Below are 17,688 nucleotides of genomic sequence, written 5' to 3' on the forward strand. Positions count from 1 at the left end.
CCGCCATGAGCGCAAATTCAGGACAGTCCCCGCTCGCCCCGGACTGGCTCGAGGTCCCCGCTGACCTCAATGCCCTCCACGAACCGCTGTGGGCGGGCGGTGTTGCGCGCAACGACGACGGCGAGCTCACCATCGAGGGGCTGACGGTCAGTGAGCTTCAGCGCCAGTACGGCACGCCGCTGTTCGTGCTGAGCGAGACCGACTTCCGGGCCCGGGCCCGGGCGTTCAGCGACGCCTTCAACGACGCCTTCGCGGATATTTGCGGGGGAGTGGACGTCTACTACGCCGGCAAGTCCTTCCTGTGCACCTCCGTGGTCCGCTGGGTCGAGGAAGAGGGGCTGCGCCTGGACACGGCGTCCGGCGGCGAACTCGCCGTGGCCTTCCGCGCCGGCATCCCCGGCGCCGACGTCGCCCTGCACGGGAACAACAAGTCCGACGGCGAAATCCACCGGGCGCTGGACATGCAGCTGGGACGGATCGTGGTGGACAGCCTCGACGAGCTCGAACGTGTCGCGGCGATCGCCGCCAACCGGGGCGACACCGCCAGGGTGATGCTGCGGCTGACCCCCGGAGTGCACGCCCACACCCACGAATTCATCGCCACGGCCCACGAGGACCAGAAATTCGGCCTGTCCATGGCCGGGGACTCCACGGACCAGGCCGGACTGTCCGCCGCAGAGGAAGCCGTGGCCGCGGCCACCGGGCACGCCAGCATCGAACTGCTGGGCCTGCACTGCCACATCGGCTCGCAGATCTTCGAACCGGACGGCTTCGCCCTCGCCGCTGAGAGGCTGCTGGACTTCCTGGCAGCGATGCAGTCGAAGTACTCCATCGTGCTGCCCGAGCTTGACCTCGGCGGCGGCTACGGCATCGCCTACACCCCCGTGGACACCCCGCGCCCGGCCGCCGAAATCGCGCAGGCGATGGCCGCCGTCGTCCGTTCCAAATGCGCTGCCCTCGGCATAACCGCCCCCCGGATTTCGATCGAACCGGGCCGCGCGATCGTCGGAAGCACCACCTTTACGCTGTATGAGGTCGGCACGCTCAAGACCGTCCGGGTGGATGCCCCGGCCGCGGCTGGTGCCGCGGCCGGGCCTAACGGAGCCGGGGACGTTACGCACCCGCGCCGCTATGTGTCGGTGGACGGCGGGATGAGCGACAACCCCCGGCCGGTGCTGTACGACGCGGATTATTCGGCGATTCTCGCCTCGCGGAGCTCCGACGCGGCGCCGCAGCTGTCCCGAGTGGTGGGCAAACATTGCGAGAGCGGCGACATAGTTGTTAGAGATGTATATCTGCCCGAGGACGTGGCAGCCGGTGATCTGCTTGCTGTACCGGGGACCGGCGCCTACTGCTGGGCCCTGTCAAGCAACTACAACTATCTGGCCCGGCCGGGCGTTATCGCTGTCAGCGACGGATCTGCCCGGCTCATTGTCCGCGGGGAAACCGAAGAAGATTTGCTCAACCGCGACATGGGAGTCTGAATGTCTGAATTGCGAACCCTGAAAGTGGCCCTGCTGGGCTGTGGCAACGTTGGGGCCCAGGTTGCGCGGATTCTCATTGACGACGCCGACGCCCTCGCCGCGCGCACCGGCGCCCGGCTGGAACTGCAGGGCATCGCGGTGCGCAACCTCGATGCCAAGCGCGACGTCGAGCTGCCGCAGGAGCTGTTCACCACTGACGCCGAAGTCCTCGTCAAGGACGCCGACGTCGTCATTGAACTCATGGGCGGCATTGAGCCGGCCCGGACCCTGATCCTGACCGCCATGCGGCACGGTGCCTGTGTTGTCAGCGGCAACAAGGCGCTCCTGGCCCAGGACGGCCCCACACTGTACGAGGAAGCGGACAAGGCCGGGGTGCAGCTGTCCTACGAGGCCGCCGTGGCCGGCGCCATCCCCATCCTGCGGCCYATCCGTGACAGCCTGTCCGGCGACCGGATCACCCGGGTGCTCGGGATTGTCAACGGCACCACCAACTTCATCCTCGACCAGATGGACTCCACCGGCGCGCAGTTCGCCGACGCGCTGGCCGAGGCCCAGCGCCTGGGCTACGCGGAAGCCGACCCCACGGCCGACATCGAAGGCTACGACGCCGCCGCCAAGGCCGCGATCCTCGCCTCACTGTCCTTCCACACGCGGTTCGCCCTGGAAGACGTCTCGTGCGAGGGCATCACGTCGGTCACCGCGGCGGACATCGCCGCCGCCAAGGAAGCCGGCTTCGTCATCAAGCTGCTGGCCATTGCCGAGAAACTGGTTGACGAGGACGGCAAAACCGGCGTCTCGGTCCGTGTCCACCCCACGCTCCTGCCCCGCGAGCACCCCCTCGCCGCTGTCCGCGGTGCATTCAACGCCGTCTTCATCGAAGCCGAGAACGCGGGCGAGCTCATGTTCTACGGCCAGGGTGCCGGCGGCACCCCGACGGCGTCCGCCGTGCTGGGCGACCTCGTCTCCGCGGCCCGCCGCATTGTCCTGGGCGGCCCCGGCCGGACCGAAACCACCACGGGGCACGTGCCATCGCTGCCCATCGACGCGGCCGTCACCAGCTACTACATCGGACTCGACGTCGCGGACCAGCCCGGCGTCCTGGCCAGGATCGCGCAGCTCTTCGCCGAGCACGGCGTGTCCATCGAAATCATGCGGCAGACCATTCACCGCGACGCCGACTCCAACGTGGAATCGGCCGAGCTGCGGATCGTGACACACCGTGCACGCGAAGCCGCACTTGCAGCAACCGTCGAGGCCGTCAGGCGCCTGGACGTCATCAATTCCGTCACATCCGTACTCCGGGTAGAAGGAGTCTAAGTGGCTCACCAATGGCGCGGTGTCATCCGCGAATACGCCGACCGTCTTCCTGTCACGGAAGCGACCAAGGTCATCAGCCTGGGCGAGGGCGGCACCCCGCTCGTGCACGCCCGCCACCTCTCCGAGCTGACCGGCAGCACCGTCTACCTCAAGGTCGAAGGCATGAACCCGACCGGTTCCTTCAAGGACCGCGGCATGACCATGGCCATGACGGCAGCGGTGGCTGCCGGCGCCAAGGCCGTGGTCTGCGCCTCCACCGGCAACACCTCCGCCTCCGCCGCGGCCTACGCGACGGCGGCCGGGCTGCAGTGCGCRGTGCTGGTCCCGGAGGGCAAGATCTCCATGGGCAAGCTCAGCCAGGCAGTCGCGCACGGGGCCACGCTGCTGCAGGTGGACGGCAACTTCGACGACTGCCTCGACATCGCCCGCAAGCTCGGCGAGTCCTACCCGGTGTTCCTGGTCAACTCCGTCAACCCGGCCCGGATCGAAGGCCAGAAGACCGGCGCCTTCGAAGTGGTGGATTCGCTCGGCGACGCCCCCGACTTCCATGTGCTCCCGGTGGGCAACGCCGGCAACATCAGCGCGTACTGGAAGGGCTACAAGGAATACGCTGCGGCGTTCGAGTCGCCCACCGCCGGGTCGCTGCCCGCCGTGTCCACCAAGACACCCGTCATGTGGGGCTTCCAGGCCGCGGGGGCGGCGCCCTTCGTGGCCGGCCACCCCATCACCGAGCCCGACACCATTGCCACCGCCATCCGGATCGGCAACCCGGCCTCCTGGGACACCGCCGTGGCGGCCCGGGATGAATCCGGCGGCGTGATCGAGGCCGTCACGGACGAGGAAATCCTGTCCGCGCACCGGTGGCTCTCCGCCCGGGAAGGCGTTTTCGTGGAGCCCGGCTCCGCTGCCGGCGTCGCCGGGCTGATCAAGAAGCACGCGGCCGGGGAAGTGCCGGCAGGCAAGACGATCGTGATCACGGTGACCGGTCACGGCCTCAAGGACCCGCAGTGGGCCCTGCGCACCGAGGACGGCAGCGACGTGCAGCCGGTCAAGGTCTCCAACGACGTCGTCACCGTCGCCGCAGCACTGGGACTGGAAGAAAAATAACGTTGGAAACAACCCTCACCGTCCCGGCCGAATCAGCTGCCGGCTCCCCGGCTGTTCCGGCGGGCCAGCTGGTCACCGTGCGTGTCCCGGCAACGAGCGCCAACCTGGGCCCCGGGTACGACAGCCTCGGCCTGGCCCTCTCGCTGCATGACACGCTGACCGTGGAAACCCTGGCCAGCGGTGAACTTGAATTCGAGCTCAGCGGCGAGGGTGCCGAGTCCCTGCCCCGCGATGCGACGCACCTCGTGGTCAAGGCCCTGACCGAGGCCCTGCACCGCCTTGGGTTCCGGCACGAAGGCCTGCGGATCACGGCCGACAACGTCAACCCGCACGGACGGGGCCTGGGCTCATCGGCCTCGGCCGTGGTGGCGGCCGTCAGCGCCGCCAATGCCCTGGTTCCGGAGGCCTCCCGGCGTGGCCGCGACTGGATCCTGCAGCTCACAAGCGAAATGGAAGGCCACCCGGACAACGTTGCACCCGCCATTTTCGGCGGACTGGCGCTGTCATGGCAGGACAGTGACCAGTACAGCAGCACGTGCGCGTCCGTGGCGGCCTCGGTGATCCCCGTGGTCGCTGTGCCCGACTACGAGCTCTCCACTGAGGCCGCCCGGGCCCTTTTGCCCGCCTCGGTGGGCCACCATGCCGCGGCCATGAACTCCGGCCGCGCCGCCCTGCTGATCCATGCCCTGACCACGAACCCGGAATTCCTGCTGCCCGGCACCGAGGACTACCTGCACCAGAGCTACCGCGCCGAGGCCATGCGGCCCAGCGCGGAACTGATCGGCGCGCTGCGCCGGGCAGGGCACGCCGCCGTCGTATCCGGCGCCGGACCCACCGTGCTGGTCCTGGCCAACGGCGAAGCGGAAGCCCGTGAGGTTGTGGACTTCATCGGCGCCCACACCGCGGGCAACACGCCGGAAGTGGGCTGGCGCGTGATGAAGCTGGCCGTGGACGTTGAAGGTGCTAAAGTGGAAGTGCACCGGCGGTAAATACGCAGGCGGTAAATTTTTAACCGTYGTAAGACCGCGATGTTGGCCACGTAGCCTCTCTCATCTTTCACTGCGCAATATTTTCCGGTGCCACCTGCTTTCGGTCTGACGCAGGAATCAGCAGAATTGATCTGCCCCCTGAAACTCAGCCCGCCGTTCCTCATTTCTCGGATCGTGCATGGTGAAGCAATATCCGGCCCTGCTGGCCGATATACATCCGGCAAGGCCGAAATCCCGGCTGCAGATCTGAACTGCAGCCCAGATCAAATCACCGCGTCCAGCTCTTAGCCTGGACGCCGTCGAGGGGGAAGGATCCTTCGTGACCGAAACCACTGAGCTGTCTCCGGCTGTGGATACATCTTCTGCTGCCGAATCAACGGCAGCACCCGCCAAGAGCAGCGGCCTTGCAGGCCTTAAGCTCGCCCAGCTCCAGGCCCTCGCCAGCCAGCTGGGCATTTCCGGCGGTTCGCGCATGCGCAAGGGTGATCTGGTCACGGCCATTTCCGCCCACCGCGCAGGCACCCCGGTAAGCAAGGCTCCGGCCCGCGCTGCCGAAAAGGCGAGCGACAACGGCACTGTGTCCCACGCAGCGGCCCCGGCAGCTGCGCCCGCAACAGCGCCCGCCGCCGATGACGCCCCCGCCCAGGAAAGCCCCCGCGCCCGCCGTGGCCGCAGCCGCCGCGCAGGCAGCGACGGAGTCGTCACGGCGCCCGTCGTAGAGGCACCCGCCGCCGCCCCGGCTGAAGCCCCCGCGGTTTCCACCGACTCCGGCGCCTCCGCGACTGCCGAATCCGGTTCTGCCGTTTCCGGGACCGAAGGCAGCGACCGCACGAGGCAGCCGCGCACCCGCAACCGCCGCCGCGGCGAAGCCGCAGCCCAGGCCACCGAGGCCGGCCAGACCGCCGTCGAGGCCCAGGCCGAACAGCCCGCCATTGAACAGCGTGAACAGCGCACTGAGCAGCGCGAACAGCGCACTGAACAGCGCACTGAACAGCGCGAACAGCGTGAACAGCGCACCGAACAGCGCGAGCCCGGCAGCGAAGACGGCCAGCGCCGTGACACCCGCACCCGTGGCGGCCGCGACGACTCGGCCGGCACCCGCGAGAGCACCCGCGAAAACACCCGCGACRGCGATGATTCTGACGGCGGAAGCCGCCGGAACCGCCGCAACCGTCGTGACCGCAACGACCGCGGTGACCGCCAGGGCCAGCAGGACAGCCGCGACAACTCCTCGCGCAACGACCGCTTCCGCGACCGCAACGACCGCCGCCGCGGGCGTCAGCAGGGACCCGACGTCGACGACGTTGAGGTCACCGAGGACGATGTCCTGCTGCCGGTCGCGGGTATCCTCGACGTGCTCGAGAACTACGCGTTCATCCGCACCTCCGGTTACCTGCCGGGCCCGAACGACGTCTACGTCTCCCTCGCCCAGGTCAAGAAGTACAACCTGCGCAAGGGCGACGCCGTCGTCGGCGCCATCCGTGCACCGCGCGAAGGCGAAGCCCAGCAGGGGAATCAGCAGCAGTCCGCCCGCCAGAAGTTCAACGCCCTGGTCCGCGTCACCTCGGTGAACGGCAAGACGCCGGAAGAGCTCAAGGACCGCGTCGAATTCGCGAAGCTCGTCCCGCTCTACCCCTCCGAACGCCTGCGCCTCGAGACGGACCCGAAGAAGATCGGCCCGCGCGTCATCGACCTCGTGGCCCCGATCGGCAAGGGCCAGCGCGGTCTGATCGTTTCGCCGCCGAAGGCCGGCAAGACGCTCATCCTGCAGTCCATCGCCAACGCCATCACCACCAACAATCCTGAGGTCCACCTCATGATGGTGCTCGTTGACGAACGTCCCGAAGAAGTCACGGACATGCAGCGCACCGTCAAGGGTGAGGTCATTGCCTCCACCTTCGACCGTCCCGCCGACGACCACACCACCGTGGCCGAGCTTTCCATCGAGCGCGCCAAGCGCCTCGTGGAAATGGGCATGGACGTTGTGGTGCTCCTTGACTCCATGACCCGCCTGGGCCGTGCCTACAACCTGGCAGCACCGGCCTCCGGCCGCATCCTGTCCGGTGGTGTGGACTCCGCAGCGCTGTACCCGCCGAAGCGCTTCTTCGGTGCAGCCCGCAACATCGAAAACGGCGGCTCGCTGACCATCCTGGCCACCGCGCTCGTCGAGACCGGTTCCAAGATGGACGAGGTCATCTTCGAAGAGTTCAAGGGCACCGGCAACATGGAACTGCGCCTGTCCCGCCAGCTCGCGGACAAGCGCATCTTCCCGGCCGTGGACGTCAACGCGTCCGGTACCCGCCGTGAGGAAAACCTGCTTTCCCCCGAGGAAGTCAAGATCATGTGGAAGCTGCGCCGCGTCCTGTCCGGACTCGAAACGCAGCAGAGCCTTGAGCTGCTGACCAACAAGATCCGGGAGACCCAGAGCAACGTCGAGTTCCTCATGCAGGTGCAGAAGACGACGCTTGGTGCGAAGTCCGATAACGACAAGTAGCTGGCTTTCGCCGCTCAAAATATGCCGGCCCCGCCCCTCCGCCGGGTGGCCAACGATCTGCGATCGTTAGCCACCCGGCTCCGGCAGGCCCGAAGCCACCCCTGGCCGGCATATTTTGAGCGGCTTCTGGTTTAACTCACCACCCCCTGGCCGGAGCAACGCGGGGTCACCTACGGCCCATCAGGGCCGCCGGAATGGGCGGTAAGTGACCCCGCGTTGCAGTAACTAGACTTGAGAGAGTCGAAAGAGGTTTGAAAATGTTTGAGTCCGTACAGGGCCTGTTGGATGAGCACGACTCTATCCAGGCTCAGCTGGGGGATCCTGCTGTCTATGCTGACCAGCGGCTGGCCCGGAAGCTGGGGCGGCGTTCTGCCCAGTTGAACGGCATTGTGGAGGCCTACCACCGCTGGGAAGGCATCCGCGACGACCTGGCCGCTGCCAAGGAAATGGCGGACGAGGACCCCGAGTTTGCGGCCGAGGTACCCGAGCTGGAGGCCGCGCTGGAGCTGGCGGCGGCCAAGCTGCGCCGGCTGCTGATCCCGCGCGACCCGGACGACTCCCGCAACGTGATCCTCGAGGTCAAGGGCGGCGAAGGCGGCGACGAGGCAGCCCTGTTCGCCGCGGACCTGCTGCGGATGTACAGCCGTTACGCGGAATCCCGCGGCTGGAAGACCGAGATCATCTCTGCCACCGAGTCGGACCTCGGCGGGTACAAGGACGTCCAGATGGCCGTCAAGGGCAGCTCGAACGATCCGGCCGAAGGCGTGTACGCCCGGCTCAAGTTCGAAGGCGGCGTGCACCGGGTCCAGCGTGTGCCCGTCACCGAATCCCAGGGCCGCATCCACACCTCGGCCGCCGGCGTGCTGGTGCTGCCCGAAGTGGACGAGCCCGAGGAGCTCGAGATCAACCAGAACGATCTCAAGATCGACGTCTACCGCTCCTCCGGTCCCGGCGGGCAGTCGGTCAACACCACCGACTCCGCAGTGCGCATCACGCACCTTCCCACCGGAATCGTCGTCGCCATGCAGAACGAAAAATCGCAGCTGCAGAACCGTGAGGCCGGCATGCGCGTGCTGCGTGCCCGCATCCTGGCGCACCAGCAGGAGCTGATCGACGCCGAAAACTCGGCGCAGCGCAAGTCGCAGATCCGCACCATGGACCGCTCCGAGCGCATCCGTACCTATAACTACCCGGAAAACCGGATTGCGGACCACCGCACCGGTTACAAGGCCTACAACCTGGACCAGGTCATGAACGGCGACCTGGAACCGGTGATCCAGTCAGCCATCGAATTGGACGAGCAGTCCCGGCTCGACGCCATCGGCGAATAGGCGCGGGTCACTGGTGATGACTGCAAGTGATGGTCCGAGCCTCGCGGAGGCCGTCAGCGAGGCGACGGCGGTCCTCGCGGCGGCCGGCGTGCCCAGCCCGCGCGTGGACGCCGAGCTCCTGGCCGAGCACCTGCTCGGCGTCGGACTGGGCCGTTTGCGCGCGCTGATGCTCGGGGACTCGCCGGCGCCGGAAGGCTACGCCGACCTGGTCGCCGAACGGGCGCAGCGGATCCCGCTGCAGCACATAACGGGCGTGGCGCACTTCCGCTACCTCGAACTCGCCGTCGGCCCCGGTGTGTTCATCCCGCGGCCGGAGACCGAATCCGTGGTGCAGCTGGTCCTGGACTGGCTCAGCGCTAGGAAACAACTGGACGGCCTGGCGCACCCCAAGGTCGTGGACCTGGGCACCGGGTCCGGTGCCATTGCAGGCTCGATCGCCCATGAGGTTCCCGGCGCGGAAGTCCACGCGGTCGAGTTCAGCGAATTCGCGCACGCGTGGGCGGCGAAAAACTTGGCTCCCCTGGGCGTCCACCTCATCCGCGGCGACCTGCGCAACGCGCTGGCCGAACACAACGGCACGTTCGACGTCGTCGTCTCTAACCCGCCCTACATCCCCGCCGAAGCGATCCCGAACGAACCCGAAGTGGCGCTGCACGACCCGCCCGAGGCGCTCTACGGCGGGGGAGCGGACGGGATGGAACTTCCGACGGCGGCGGCCGCCTCGGCTGCCCGCCTGCTGGTCCCCGGCGGCTACTTCGTGATGGAGCACGCCGAGGTCCAGTCGGAATGGATCGCCGCGATGCTCAAACGCGCCGGGGTGTTCGCCGAGGTGACAACGCACCGTGACCTCAACGGCAAGGACCGCGCCACCAGCGCCGTCCTGGCACCGTCAGGGCCGACGGCCGCGAAAAATCGTGTGACAAGTGATGAAAGAATAGGCCAGTGACGACTAGCTACGATTGCACGGCGGCCGAGCAGCGCGCTGCGGGACTTGAGCACGCCCAACGGGCCATCCGGGAGAACAAGTGCGTGGTCTTTCCCACGGACACGGTCTACGGGATTGCGGCCGACGCCTTTTCGCCCCTTGCCGTGACCCTGCTGCTCGCCTCCAAGGGCCGGAGCCGGAAGATGCCGCCGCCCGTGCTGATCCCCAGGCTGAACGCCCTCGATGGCCTGGCCACGGACGTTCCGGCCGAGGCGCGGCGGCTGGCCGAGGCGTTCTGGCCCGGCGGCCTGACCCTGATCCTGCATGCCCAGCCGTCGTTGGACTGGGATCTCGGCGAGACCAAGGGCACGGTCGCCTTGCGGATCCCGGCCGACGAGATCGCCCAGGACCTGYTGACGCTTACCGGACCCCTCGCGGTGTCCTCCGCGAACCGCACCGGGCACGCCGCGGCGCAGACCGCCGCGGACGCCGAAGCCCAGCTGGCGGAATCCGTGGAGGTTTACCTGGAGGGCGGGCCCCGTCCCGCCGACGGCGCCGAGGCCCTCGCCTCGACCATCGTCGACGCGACGGCGCTGCCCTTGCGCGTCGTCCGGCAGGGAGCCATCAGCCTCGACCGCCTGCGCGGCGTGGTGCCCGGCGTCCTGGACATCGACGGCAACGCCCCCGATGCTGCGGACGCTCCGGAGCCGGCCGCAGAGCCCGCCGCTGCGGCGGGCGACGCTGCTCCGGAGCCCGGTTCCGCATGACGCTGGAGCGTCAGCGCGTCCCTTTCCTCGACGTCGAAGCGACCCCCGTGACGGTGTCCGAGCTGACCGCGGTCCTCAGCACGTTCATGGCCGAGGGCAAGACCCGGATCGTGGTGGGCCACAACCTGCACAGCGTGACGCTGCTGCACTCCGATCCTGCCTTCCGCTCTTTCTATGAGCGCAGCGACGTGGTCCTGATCGACGGCGCACCGGTGCTCTGGCTCTGGGCGAAGACCGGCGAAGAGGACGACGGCAGGGAACCGGTGATGGACTACCGCCTTGGGTCGACCGACTGGATTCCCGCGCTCGGCAATGTCGCGGGACTGGAGCGCATTGCGGTCATCGGTGCAGGCGCCGTGGCCAACGCCGGTGCCGTGGCCAGGCTGCGGGAGATCGTCCCCGGGGCGCGGGTCGACGGCATGCCCGGCGAAGGCTGGAACAAGGAAGTTGAGGAAGCCGCGGTCGAATGGCTGAACCGGCTGCGCCCGCAGCTTGTGCTGCTGGGCCTCGGGATGCCGCTGCAGGAGCAGGTCATGGCCCGCCGGCTTGCCGCGCTTCCGCCTGCGGTCTACTGCACCGTCGGCGGCGCCATCGAACAGATCGCCGGTGTGCAGAAACTGGCGCCGCGCTGGATCGGCCGGCTCGGACTCGAATGGGCCTGGCGGCTCATGCTCCACCCGCAGCGGGTAGCCTACCGGGTGTTCGGCGAACCCTGGGTGCTGCTGGGCCTGCTGCTCCGCCGGCGCCTGCGCCGGCAGCCCTAGGCTGCCGGCGGGGCTGCGGGCGGGGGACCACGGTCAGAACTTCTGGTCCTCCAGCGGGCCGAAGCCCTTGCCGCGGAGCCCGGCGGAAAACGCGCGGAACCAGTCAGCGAGCCCGCGGAAGTCGCCGCTGCGCAGGAAGTAGCCGAGGTAGCCGCCCACATCCGCGATGAAGGACTTGACCCGGAAGTGGCGGCGGATCATGTACCCGCGGTTCCGGTAGTAGAAGTAGCGCTTGAAGGCGGAATCCGGAACGATCACGTGCCACCGGGCACCGAAGACGTGCTTGGTTTCAGCGAAGGCGTGCGGGTGCGTGATGGCGGCGGTGGTCACCGTGCCGAAGCGGATCCCGGCCTTCCTGAGCCTGAGCGTGAAGTCCACCTCGTCGCCACGGATGAAAAGGCGCATGTCCGGCAGGCCGACTTTGAAGAAGACATCGGAACGGATCAGGGCGCCGTTGAAGAAGTGCCCGTCGTCGGGCAGGAATCCGACCTTTTCCACCTCCGCGCGCTCATGCGTGACCTTGCCGTCCAGCCGGAAGAAAAAGGACAGCTGGTCCGGGTGGCCGGGGGCCACCACGAGGGGCACGACGGCGTCCAGGTCACGTTCCTGGGCCTCACGGAGCAACGTGGCAAGGCAGTCGGGATCTGCCGGTTCGGCGTCGTCGTCCATCATCCAGATCCAGTCAGCCCCGCTGGCCACGGCCTTGAGGATGGCCAACGAGAATCCGCCGGCGCCGCCGAGGTTTGCCTCGGACCGGACATAGTCCACGTTGGCGTGCTGGCCGGCAACGTCCGTCGACGGCACGGTGCCACTGTCGACGAGGCAAATGGACTGCACTGGAGCGGTCTGGTTGTTGATGGCGTCCATCAGGACCGCCAGCTCCCTGGGACGGTCAAACGTCACGGCAGCGACTGCAACCGAGGGGGTCATCGCGGGGTCCTTTCAGCACGACCGTCAGTGGTTTTCCCGCCGGCAGAGGGCCGTGTGACGCGAAGACAGGTGGCCGTTGGCATTAGTATCTTGACTAGAGTCCACTGTAATACAGCCCTGTCAGGCACTACGCACTGCCTGCCCTGCGCACGGCGACGGAGAAGTTTCATTTTTCGAAAGACAGTTCCACCGCAATCGAATCCACCCCATTTCCGCAGCTCACCGGCGCGTCCGGTGCTGCGGGACGTGCCGGCGTGCGGTGCCTGTGCTGACGGTACTGACGGCGTTTGGCTGGTGGTCGTCCCGTGATCATGTACCTGCTCATGATGCTGACGGCAGCGATCGTGACCTACGMGGCGACATGGGGTGCCCGGCTCGCGGGCAACAAGCTGGAGCTGTATTCCCCGATCCGCAGCCGCGACATGCATTCCACCCCGATCTCCCGGCTCGGCGGCCTCGGCATCTTCGCGGGCGTGCTGGTTGCCCTGGTCACGGCGAGCAATTCGTTCTTCGTCAAGGACATCTTCCGGAACAACACGGCGCCATGGGGAATCCTGGCCGGGGCCGCGGTGATCGTCGTTGTCGGCGTGGCGGACGACCTGCTGGACCTGAGGTGGTGGGTCAAGCTGATCGGCCAAAGCGCAGCGGCACTGGTCGTGGCCACCTGGGGGGTCCGGATGACGATCATCCCGTTCATTCCCGAGCCGATCGTGATCCAGAACGAGGCCGTGAGCATTGTGCTGACGGCCGGGCTGATCGTCACCACCATGAATGCGTTCAATTTCATCGACGGACTGGACGGGCTCGCCGCGGGCGTGGCGATCATCGGCGGAGCGGCGTTCTTCCTCACGGCCTACTGGGTCCACCGCACAGCCGTCCTGCTGGACCGCTCGGACCTCGCCACCCTGCTGACCGCCGTCGTGGTCGGCAGCTGCGTCGGCTTCCTGCCGCACAACTGGTTCCCCTCCAAAATCTTCATGGGCGATTCCGGGGCCATGCTGATTGGCCTGCTGATGGCCTCGGCCGGCGTCGTCTCGACCGGTCAGATCAGCTCAGGCCTCTACGACCGGGCCAACGGCATTCCCACGATCATCCCCATCCTGTTGCCGTTCGCGGTGCTGTTCCTGCCGCTGCTGGACCTGTGCCTGGCGGTGGTGCGGCGGACAGCGCTGGGCCGGTCGCCGTGGTCGGCGGACCGCGGACACCTGCACCACAAACTCCTGGACATCGGATACTCGCACCGCGGCGCCGTCGTGCTGATGTACTTGTGGACCTGCATCCTTGCCTTCGGCGGCCTCGCTTTCGCGATCTTCCCGTGGCACATAGTCCTCGCCGTCGATCTGGCCGCCGCGGCAATCATGGCCGTGGCGACTGCTTGGCCGTACCTGCGCCAGCGCGGGCCGAGGCAGATGGCCCGCACTCCCGAATAGCTTGACCGGCATGCCCGGGGAACCCGCTCCGACGCGCTTTTCCGAATAATTTCTATCTAATGTAGAATTCAGGGGCGGTACTTCGCCGCCTGCCTTGACCAGCAATACGCCAGCGACGATTGGGATCTGATGACCTCCAACGCCGAACCGGAACCCGCTTCCGGCAACGGACCCGTTGGCGTCTCCGGCCCCACAAAATCCCTGTGGCTCAGGCTGCTGGCAATGAGTTCCGCGGCCTCCGCCGCAGCACTGGTGCTGACCGGCACGGCCGCCTTCATCTTTAACGGCGCCGTGGGGTTCTGGTCCGCCCTGTTCGGCGGCGCGCTGGTGATGGCCTTCTTTGCCATCAGCCTCGCGGTGGGCCACTTCGTCGGCCGCAACAACCCCTCGGGAGCGATCGGACTGTTCGTCGCGACGTACTTCGTCAAGGTTGTCGGCTTCGCCGTGGTCCTCTTCGTCATCGGCGCCCCGGCCTGGCTGCACGGCCGCTGGTTCCTGATCGGCGCCGTCGTCACCGTCGTGTTCTGGCAGGCAGCCGAAATTTACGGTTTCAGCCAGGCCAGGCTCCAGATTTACAACGATCCCGAAACGCGAAAAGGCGGCACCGATGTTTAGCCGCAAATCCGGCCGCAGGCCAGTTGCCGGACCACGTACCGGACCAGAAAACCAGCAAGCCAAATCACCCAAAACTACGTCCGGTGCCCCCGGTGTATCGACCGACGGAAGCGACGGCGGATACAACGCCGGAATCGCCGTCTTCAGCTACATTGTTGGCGGAATCATCGTCTGGAGTTTGATAGGGTGGGGACTGGATAATCTGTGGGGAACCCGCTGGATTGTGCTCGCAGGCGCTCTGCTTGGAGCTGCGGGAGGGTTCTATCTTTCTCATATGCACGGCCTCACCAGTAACAGAACTTCAGCTGATGACGGCACTGCTGCACGTGGCCCGTCCCAGGACGAGGAACAGTAATGCCAAATAATTTCACAGGGGGAGAGGCGGGCACCAATGTCGCCGGTCCCCGCCCAACGCCCAATGATGGACACTGCAGAGAGGAAACGCGTTGATCGCGCTTGCGCTCCCGGCCCAAGATTCAGGAACCTTCACGCCTCCTGGAATTGAAGAACTTCACCTGCCGGCTATCATCCCCTGGGGTGCTGCCGACGGATTTTCCAAGCAGATGCTGCTGGTAATCCTGTCGGTCGTCATTATCGGTACATTCTTTGTGATCGCTGCACGGAAGCAGCAGCTGGTTCCCGGCAAGCTGCAGTTCGCTGGCGAGGCCGCCTATAGCTTCGTCCGCAACAGCATCGCCAAGGACATTATCGGCGGCCGGGACTTCATGAAGTATGTCCCGCTGCTGTTCACGCTTTTCTTCTTCATCCTCGTGAACAACATCTACGGTGCAATCCCGCTGATCCAGCTTCCCACCTTCTCGCACGTTGGCGGTGCCTATGTGCTCGCCGCGATCGTGTACGTCACCTGGATCGCCGTCGGCATCCGGAAGAGCGGCCTGAAGTACTTCAAGCTGGCCACGGTTCCGTCCGGTGTGCCGTTCTACATTCTCCCGATCGTCGTACCGATCGAGATCATCTCCAACTTCCTGGTCCGCCCGGTCACGCACAGCCTCCGTCTGTTCGCCACCATGCTGGCCGGCCACCTGATCATCATGATCTCCGGTGCGGGCATCGAATACCTCGTGATGCAGGAAAACGTCCTCCTCAAGGGCGCGTCCGTACTCGTCCTTGGCGGTGCGATCGCCATGTACATGCTCGAAGCGCTGATCATGGTGCTGCAGGCCTACGTCTTCACGCTGTTGACCGCGATCTACATCGAAGGCGCGCTGCACGCCGACAGCCACTAGGCGAAGGCCTTCAGGCGCACACGCCAGAAGGCACAACCCCAGCCGGCACAACATAGTCTTCCCCTCACGGGGATGAAGCAACCCAAACAACCTGCCACATGGGTGGCATCTTGAAAGGAAGAAAAATGGAAGGCTCCATCAACGGCTCCCTCAACCTCATCGGCTACGGCCTCTCCGCCATCGGCGGTGGTATCGGTGTGGGTCTCGTGTTCGCCGCTTACATCAACGGTGTGGCACGTCAGCCGGAAGCCCAGCGCGTCCTGCAGCCGATCGCATTCCTCGGCCTCGCGCTGACTGAAGCCCTCGCCATCCTTGGCCTGGTCTTCGCGTTCGTTCTTAAGTAAACAGAACAACCGAACATCCAGAACCGAGTAGATAAGGACGGGTGAAATATGAATCAAGCGATCATCTCAGCCGCCACCGAAGGCGGTACTAACCCCCTCGTTCCCAATCCTTGGGAAATGCTTGTCGTCTTCGCCGGCTTTGCGCTCCTCTTGTTCATCGTGGTCAAGTACGTTGTCCCGATGTTCGAGAAGACCTTCGCAGAGCGGGCCGAAGCCATCGAGGGCGGTATCGCCAAGGCCGAAAAGGCCCAGGCCGAGGCCTCCGCAGCGCTCGAAGAGTACAAGGCGCAGCTCACGGAAGCCCGCACCGAAGCCAACCGCATCCGCGAGGAAGCACGCGCCGAAGGCGCCCAGATCCTTGCAGAGCTGAAGGAGAAGGCGGCTGCCGAGTCTGCCCGCATCACCGCGCAGGCCCACACGCAGATCGAATCCGAGCGCCAGGCGGCCGTTGTGTCGCTCCGCGCGGAGGTCGGCACGCTGGCCACGACGCTGGCGAGCCGCATCGTCGGCGAAGCACTGAGCGACGATGCACGGTCGGCCCGAGTGGTGGACCGCTTCCTGGCAGATCTGGAGAACCAGAACGCGGGTGTAGCTAAGTAATGGCAGGTGTATCGAGCGAATCGCTGGCCGCTGCGCTGGCGGCACTGGAGGCCAAGCTTCCCACCGCGTCGCTGCAGTTGGCAAAGGAACTCTTCGGAATCCTGGGAACCGTGGACAGCTCGGCCGGCTTGCGCCGTGCTTTGACTGACCCGTCCCGCAGCGGTGACGAAAAGTCGGCGCTGGTCAAGCAGCTCTTCGGCGGGAAAGTATCCGCTGACGCTGTTGAAATCGCAGCCGGACTGGCCAGCTCCCGCTGGGCATCGGCACGGGATATCGGCGATGCACTCGAGACTCTTGCCGCTTCGGTGGTCATCGCTGTTGCCGAGAACAAGTCGGCCGTCTCTGCCTCCGGGCTCAGCGGACTGGAATCGCTGGAGAACGATCTGTTCTCCTTCAACCAGGCCGTTGAGTCCAGCCACGAGGTCCAGCGTGCTCTGTCCGAGCCGCAGGCCAGCCCGGCCGCCAAGGTGTCCCTCGCCGACAAACTCGTACCCGGTGCGAGCGAGGACGCGAAAGTCCTGATCGGGCAGGCCGTCACGGCTCCGCGCGGGCTTAAGGTCACCAGGCTGGTCCGCCGTTTCGCCGAGCTTGCCGCCAAGCGCCAGCAGCGCTGGATTGCAACGGTCGACGTCACCCGTCCGCTGACGGAGACGCAGATCAGCCGCCTGCAGGCGGGGCTGAACGCCCTTTACGGGCGCGAGCTCAAGATCAACATGAATGTTGACCCGGCACTGATCGGTGGCATCCGGATCCAGGTAGGTGACGAAGTGGTTGACGCTTCGGTCGCCGGCCGCCTGGGCCAGCTCCAGCGTCAGCTTGCCGGCTAGCCGGACAAGCACAACCTAACGACAAGAAACCCCGGTCATCGTGAGCAACGATGATCACGAAAACAGGAGAGCAGGGACTGCAGATGGCCGAATTGACCATCAACGCCGACGACGTCCGTAATGCGTTGAACGAGTTCGCGGCGTCCTACGAACCCGGAAACGCAGAGCGCGTAGAGGTCGGCCGTGTAACAACCGCAGGTGACGGCATCGCCCGTGTTGAGGGCCTTCCCTCGGTYATGGCGAACGAGCTGCTTCGCTTCGAAGACGGCACGCTGGGCCTGGCCCAGAACCTCGACGTCCGCGAGATCGGCGTCATCATCCTCGGTGACTTCACCGGAATCGAAGAAGGCCAGGAAGTCCACCGCACCGGGCAGGTTCTGTCCGTGCCGGTTGGCGACGCCTTCCTCGGCCGCGTGGTTGACCCGCTGGGCCAGCCCATCGATGACCTCGGCGAGATCAAGGCCGAGACCACCCGTGCCCTGGAACTCCAGGCACCCGGCGTGACCCAGCGTAAGTC

General features: G+C 66.3%; 17 protein-coding genes and 1 pseudogene. 17 read left to right on the forward strand and 1 reads right to left on the reverse strand.

Features of this window, described 5'->3' with window-relative positions:
- Positions 1-5 precede the first annotated feature (5 nt).
- From lysA to AC1DHX_RS14060, 9 genes are all read left to right on the forward strand, one after another.
- Positions 6-1,484: a diaminopimelate decarboxylase gene (gene lysA, locus AC1DHX_RS14020; RefSeq protein WP_476858838.1), complete on the forward strand. Its 1,479-nt coding sequence runs from the start codon at positions 6-8 to the stop codon at positions 1,482-1,484.
- Positions 1,485-2,801 (forward strand): homoserine dehydrogenase, encoded by a 1,317-nt coding sequence (locus AC1DHX_RS14025; protein ID WP_028276076.1) that lies wholly within the window; start codon positions 1,485-1,487, stop codon positions 2,799-2,801.
- The gene (thrC, locus tag AC1DHX_RS14030; protein WP_028276075.1) at positions 2,802-3,908 is read left to right on the forward strand and encodes a threonine synthase; all 1,107 of its coding nucleotides are present in this window, start codon (positions 2,802-2,804) and stop codon (positions 3,906-3,908) included. It begins immediately after the preceding gene.
- A gap of 2 nt (positions 3,909-3,910) precedes the next feature.
- Positions 3,911-4,897 (forward strand): homoserine kinase, encoded by a 987-nt coding sequence (gene thrB / locus AC1DHX_RS14035; protein ID WP_476848841.1) that lies wholly within the window; start codon positions 3,911-3,913, stop codon positions 4,895-4,897.
- A 319-nt stretch (positions 4,898-5,216) separates the two neighbouring features.
- Positions 5,217-7,391 carry a transcription termination factor Rho gene (rho, locus tag AC1DHX_RS14040; protein ID WP_476900140.1) on the forward strand — a complete coding sequence of 725 codons (2,175 nt, stop codon included), beginning with the start codon at positions 5,217-5,219 and terminating at the stop codon, positions 7,389-7,391.
- Positions 7,392-7,648: 257 nt separating this feature from the next.
- The gene (gene prfA, locus AC1DHX_RS14045) at positions 7,649-8,722 is read left to right on the forward strand and encodes a peptide chain release factor 1 (protein ID WP_079554478.1); all 1,074 of its coding nucleotides are present in this window, start codon (positions 7,649-7,651) and stop codon (positions 8,720-8,722) included.
- 16 nt (positions 8,723-8,738) lie between these two features.
- Positions 8,739-9,668: a peptide chain release factor N(5)-glutamine methyltransferase gene (gene prmC / locus AC1DHX_RS14050; protein WP_476858836.1), complete on the forward strand. Its 930-nt coding sequence runs from the start codon at positions 8,739-8,741 to the stop codon at positions 9,666-9,668.
- Entirely contained in the window at positions 9,665-10,414 is a 750-nt protein-coding gene (locus AC1DHX_RS14055) for an L-threonylcarbamoyladenylate synthase (RefSeq protein WP_476858835.1), read from the forward strand. Before prmC ends, AC1DHX_RS14055 begins: the two co-directional genes overlap by 4 nt.
- Entirely contained in the window at positions 10,411-11,178 is a 768-nt protein-coding gene (locus AC1DHX_RS14060; RefSeq protein WP_223916033.1) for a WecB/TagA/CpsF family glycosyltransferase, read from the forward strand. The genes AC1DHX_RS14055 and AC1DHX_RS14060 overlap by 4 nt, the downstream gene beginning before the upstream one ends.
- Positions 11,179-11,211: 33 nt before the next feature.
- On the opposite strand, the gene AC1DHX_RS14065 is transcribed toward AC1DHX_RS14060, so the two are convergent.
- Positions 11,212-12,108, reverse strand: coding sequence for a glycosyltransferase (locus AC1DHX_RS14065; RefSeq protein WP_476858834.1), 897 nt, complete (start codon positions 12,106-12,108; stop codon positions 11,212-11,214).
- A gap of 305 nt (positions 12,109-12,413) precedes the next feature.
- Here AC1DHX_RS14065 and AC1DHX_RS14070 point away from each other — a divergent pair, with 305 nt between their 5' ends.
- From AC1DHX_RS14070 to AC1DHX_RS14105, 8 genes and pseudogenes are all read left to right on the forward strand, one after another.
- The gene (locus AC1DHX_RS14070) at positions 12,414-13,538 is read left to right on the forward strand and encodes an MraY family glycosyltransferase (protein WP_476900141.1); all 1,125 of its coding nucleotides are present in this window, start codon (positions 12,414-12,416) and stop codon (positions 13,536-13,538) included.
- 129 nt (positions 13,539-13,667) lie between these two features.
- Positions 13,668-14,153, forward strand: a complete 486-nt coding sequence (locus AC1DHX_RS14075; protein WP_476858833.1) for a hypothetical protein — start codon at positions 13,668-13,670, stop codon at positions 14,151-14,153.
- On the forward strand, positions 14,146-14,508 hold the full coding sequence (locus AC1DHX_RS14080; protein ID WP_476858832.1) for a hypothetical protein: 363 nt from the start codon (positions 14,146-14,148) through the stop codon (positions 14,506-14,508). Before AC1DHX_RS14075 ends, AC1DHX_RS14080 begins: the two co-directional genes overlap by 8 nt.
- Positions 14,509-14,599: 91 nt before the next feature.
- Positions 14,600-15,400: a F0F1 ATP synthase subunit A gene (gene atpB, locus AC1DHX_RS14085; RefSeq protein WP_223916023.1), complete on the forward strand. Its 801-nt coding sequence runs from the start codon at positions 14,600-14,602 to the stop codon at positions 15,398-15,400.
- Between the two features lie 125 nt (positions 15,401-15,525).
- Positions 15,526-15,744, forward strand: coding sequence for an ATP synthase F0 subunit C (gene atpE / locus AC1DHX_RS14090; RefSeq protein WP_003804776.1), 219 nt, complete (start codon positions 15,526-15,528; stop codon positions 15,742-15,744).
- A gap of 48 nt (positions 15,745-15,792) precedes the next feature.
- Positions 15,793-16,344: a F0F1 ATP synthase subunit B gene (locus AC1DHX_RS14095; RefSeq protein ID WP_223916021.1), complete on the forward strand. Its 552-nt coding sequence runs from the start codon at positions 15,793-15,795 to the stop codon at positions 16,342-16,344.
- Positions 16,344-17,171, forward strand: a complete 828-nt coding sequence (locus tag AC1DHX_RS14100) for a F0F1 ATP synthase subunit delta (RefSeq protein WP_230008751.1) — start codon at positions 16,344-16,346, stop codon at positions 17,169-17,171. The genes AC1DHX_RS14095 and AC1DHX_RS14100 overlap by 1 nt, the downstream gene beginning before the upstream one ends.
- A gap of 83 nt (positions 17,172-17,254) precedes the next feature.
- Positions 17,255-17,688 (forward strand): annotated as a pseudogene (locus tag AC1DHX_RS14105) (F0F1 ATP synthase subunit alpha); the annotation flags it as partial.

It is taken from the genome of Arthrobacter sp. 05N33_2 (assembly GCF_056397425.1).

What these genes read in the sequence shown, in the direction of transcription:
- lysA (WP_476858838.1), top strand. Translation starts at nt 6, where the DNA reads ATGAGCGCAAATTCAGGACAGTCCCCGCTCGCCCCGGACTGGCTCGAG.
- prfA (WP_079554478.1), top strand. Translation starts at nt 7,649, where the DNA reads ATGTTTGAGTCCGTACAGGGCCTGTTGGATGAGCACGACTCTATCCAG.
- prmC (WP_476858836.1), top strand. Translation starts at nt 8,739, where the DNA reads ATGACTGCAAGTGATGGTCCGAGCCTCGCGGAGGCCGTCAGCGAGGCG.
- AC1DHX_RS14060 (WP_223916033.1), top strand. Translation starts at nt 10,411, where the DNA reads ATGACGCTGGAGCGTCAGCGCGTCCCTTTCCTCGACGTCGAAGCGACC.
- AC1DHX_RS14065 (WP_476858834.1), bottom strand. Translation starts at nt 12,108, where the DNA reads ATGACCCCCTCGGTTGCAGTCGCTGCCGTGACGTTTGACCGTCCCAGG.
- AC1DHX_RS14075 (WP_476858833.1), top strand. Translation starts at nt 13,668, where the DNA reads ATGACCTCCAACGCCGAACCGGAACCCGCTTCCGGCAACGGACCCGTT.
- AC1DHX_RS14080 (WP_476858832.1), top strand. Translation starts at nt 14,146, where the DNA reads ATGTTTAGCCGCAAATCCGGCCGCAGGCCAGTTGCCGGACCACGTACC.
- atpE (WP_003804776.1), top strand. Translation starts at nt 15,526, where the DNA reads ATGGAAGGCTCCATCAACGGCTCCCTCAACCTCATCGGCTACGGCCTC.
- AC1DHX_RS14095 (WP_223916021.1), top strand. Translation starts at nt 15,793, where the DNA reads ATGAATCAAGCGATCATCTCAGCCGCCACCGAAGGCGGTACTAACCCC.
- AC1DHX_RS14100 (WP_230008751.1), top strand. Translation starts at nt 16,344, where the DNA reads ATGGCAGGTGTATCGAGCGAATCGCTGGCCGCTGCGCTGGCGGCACTG.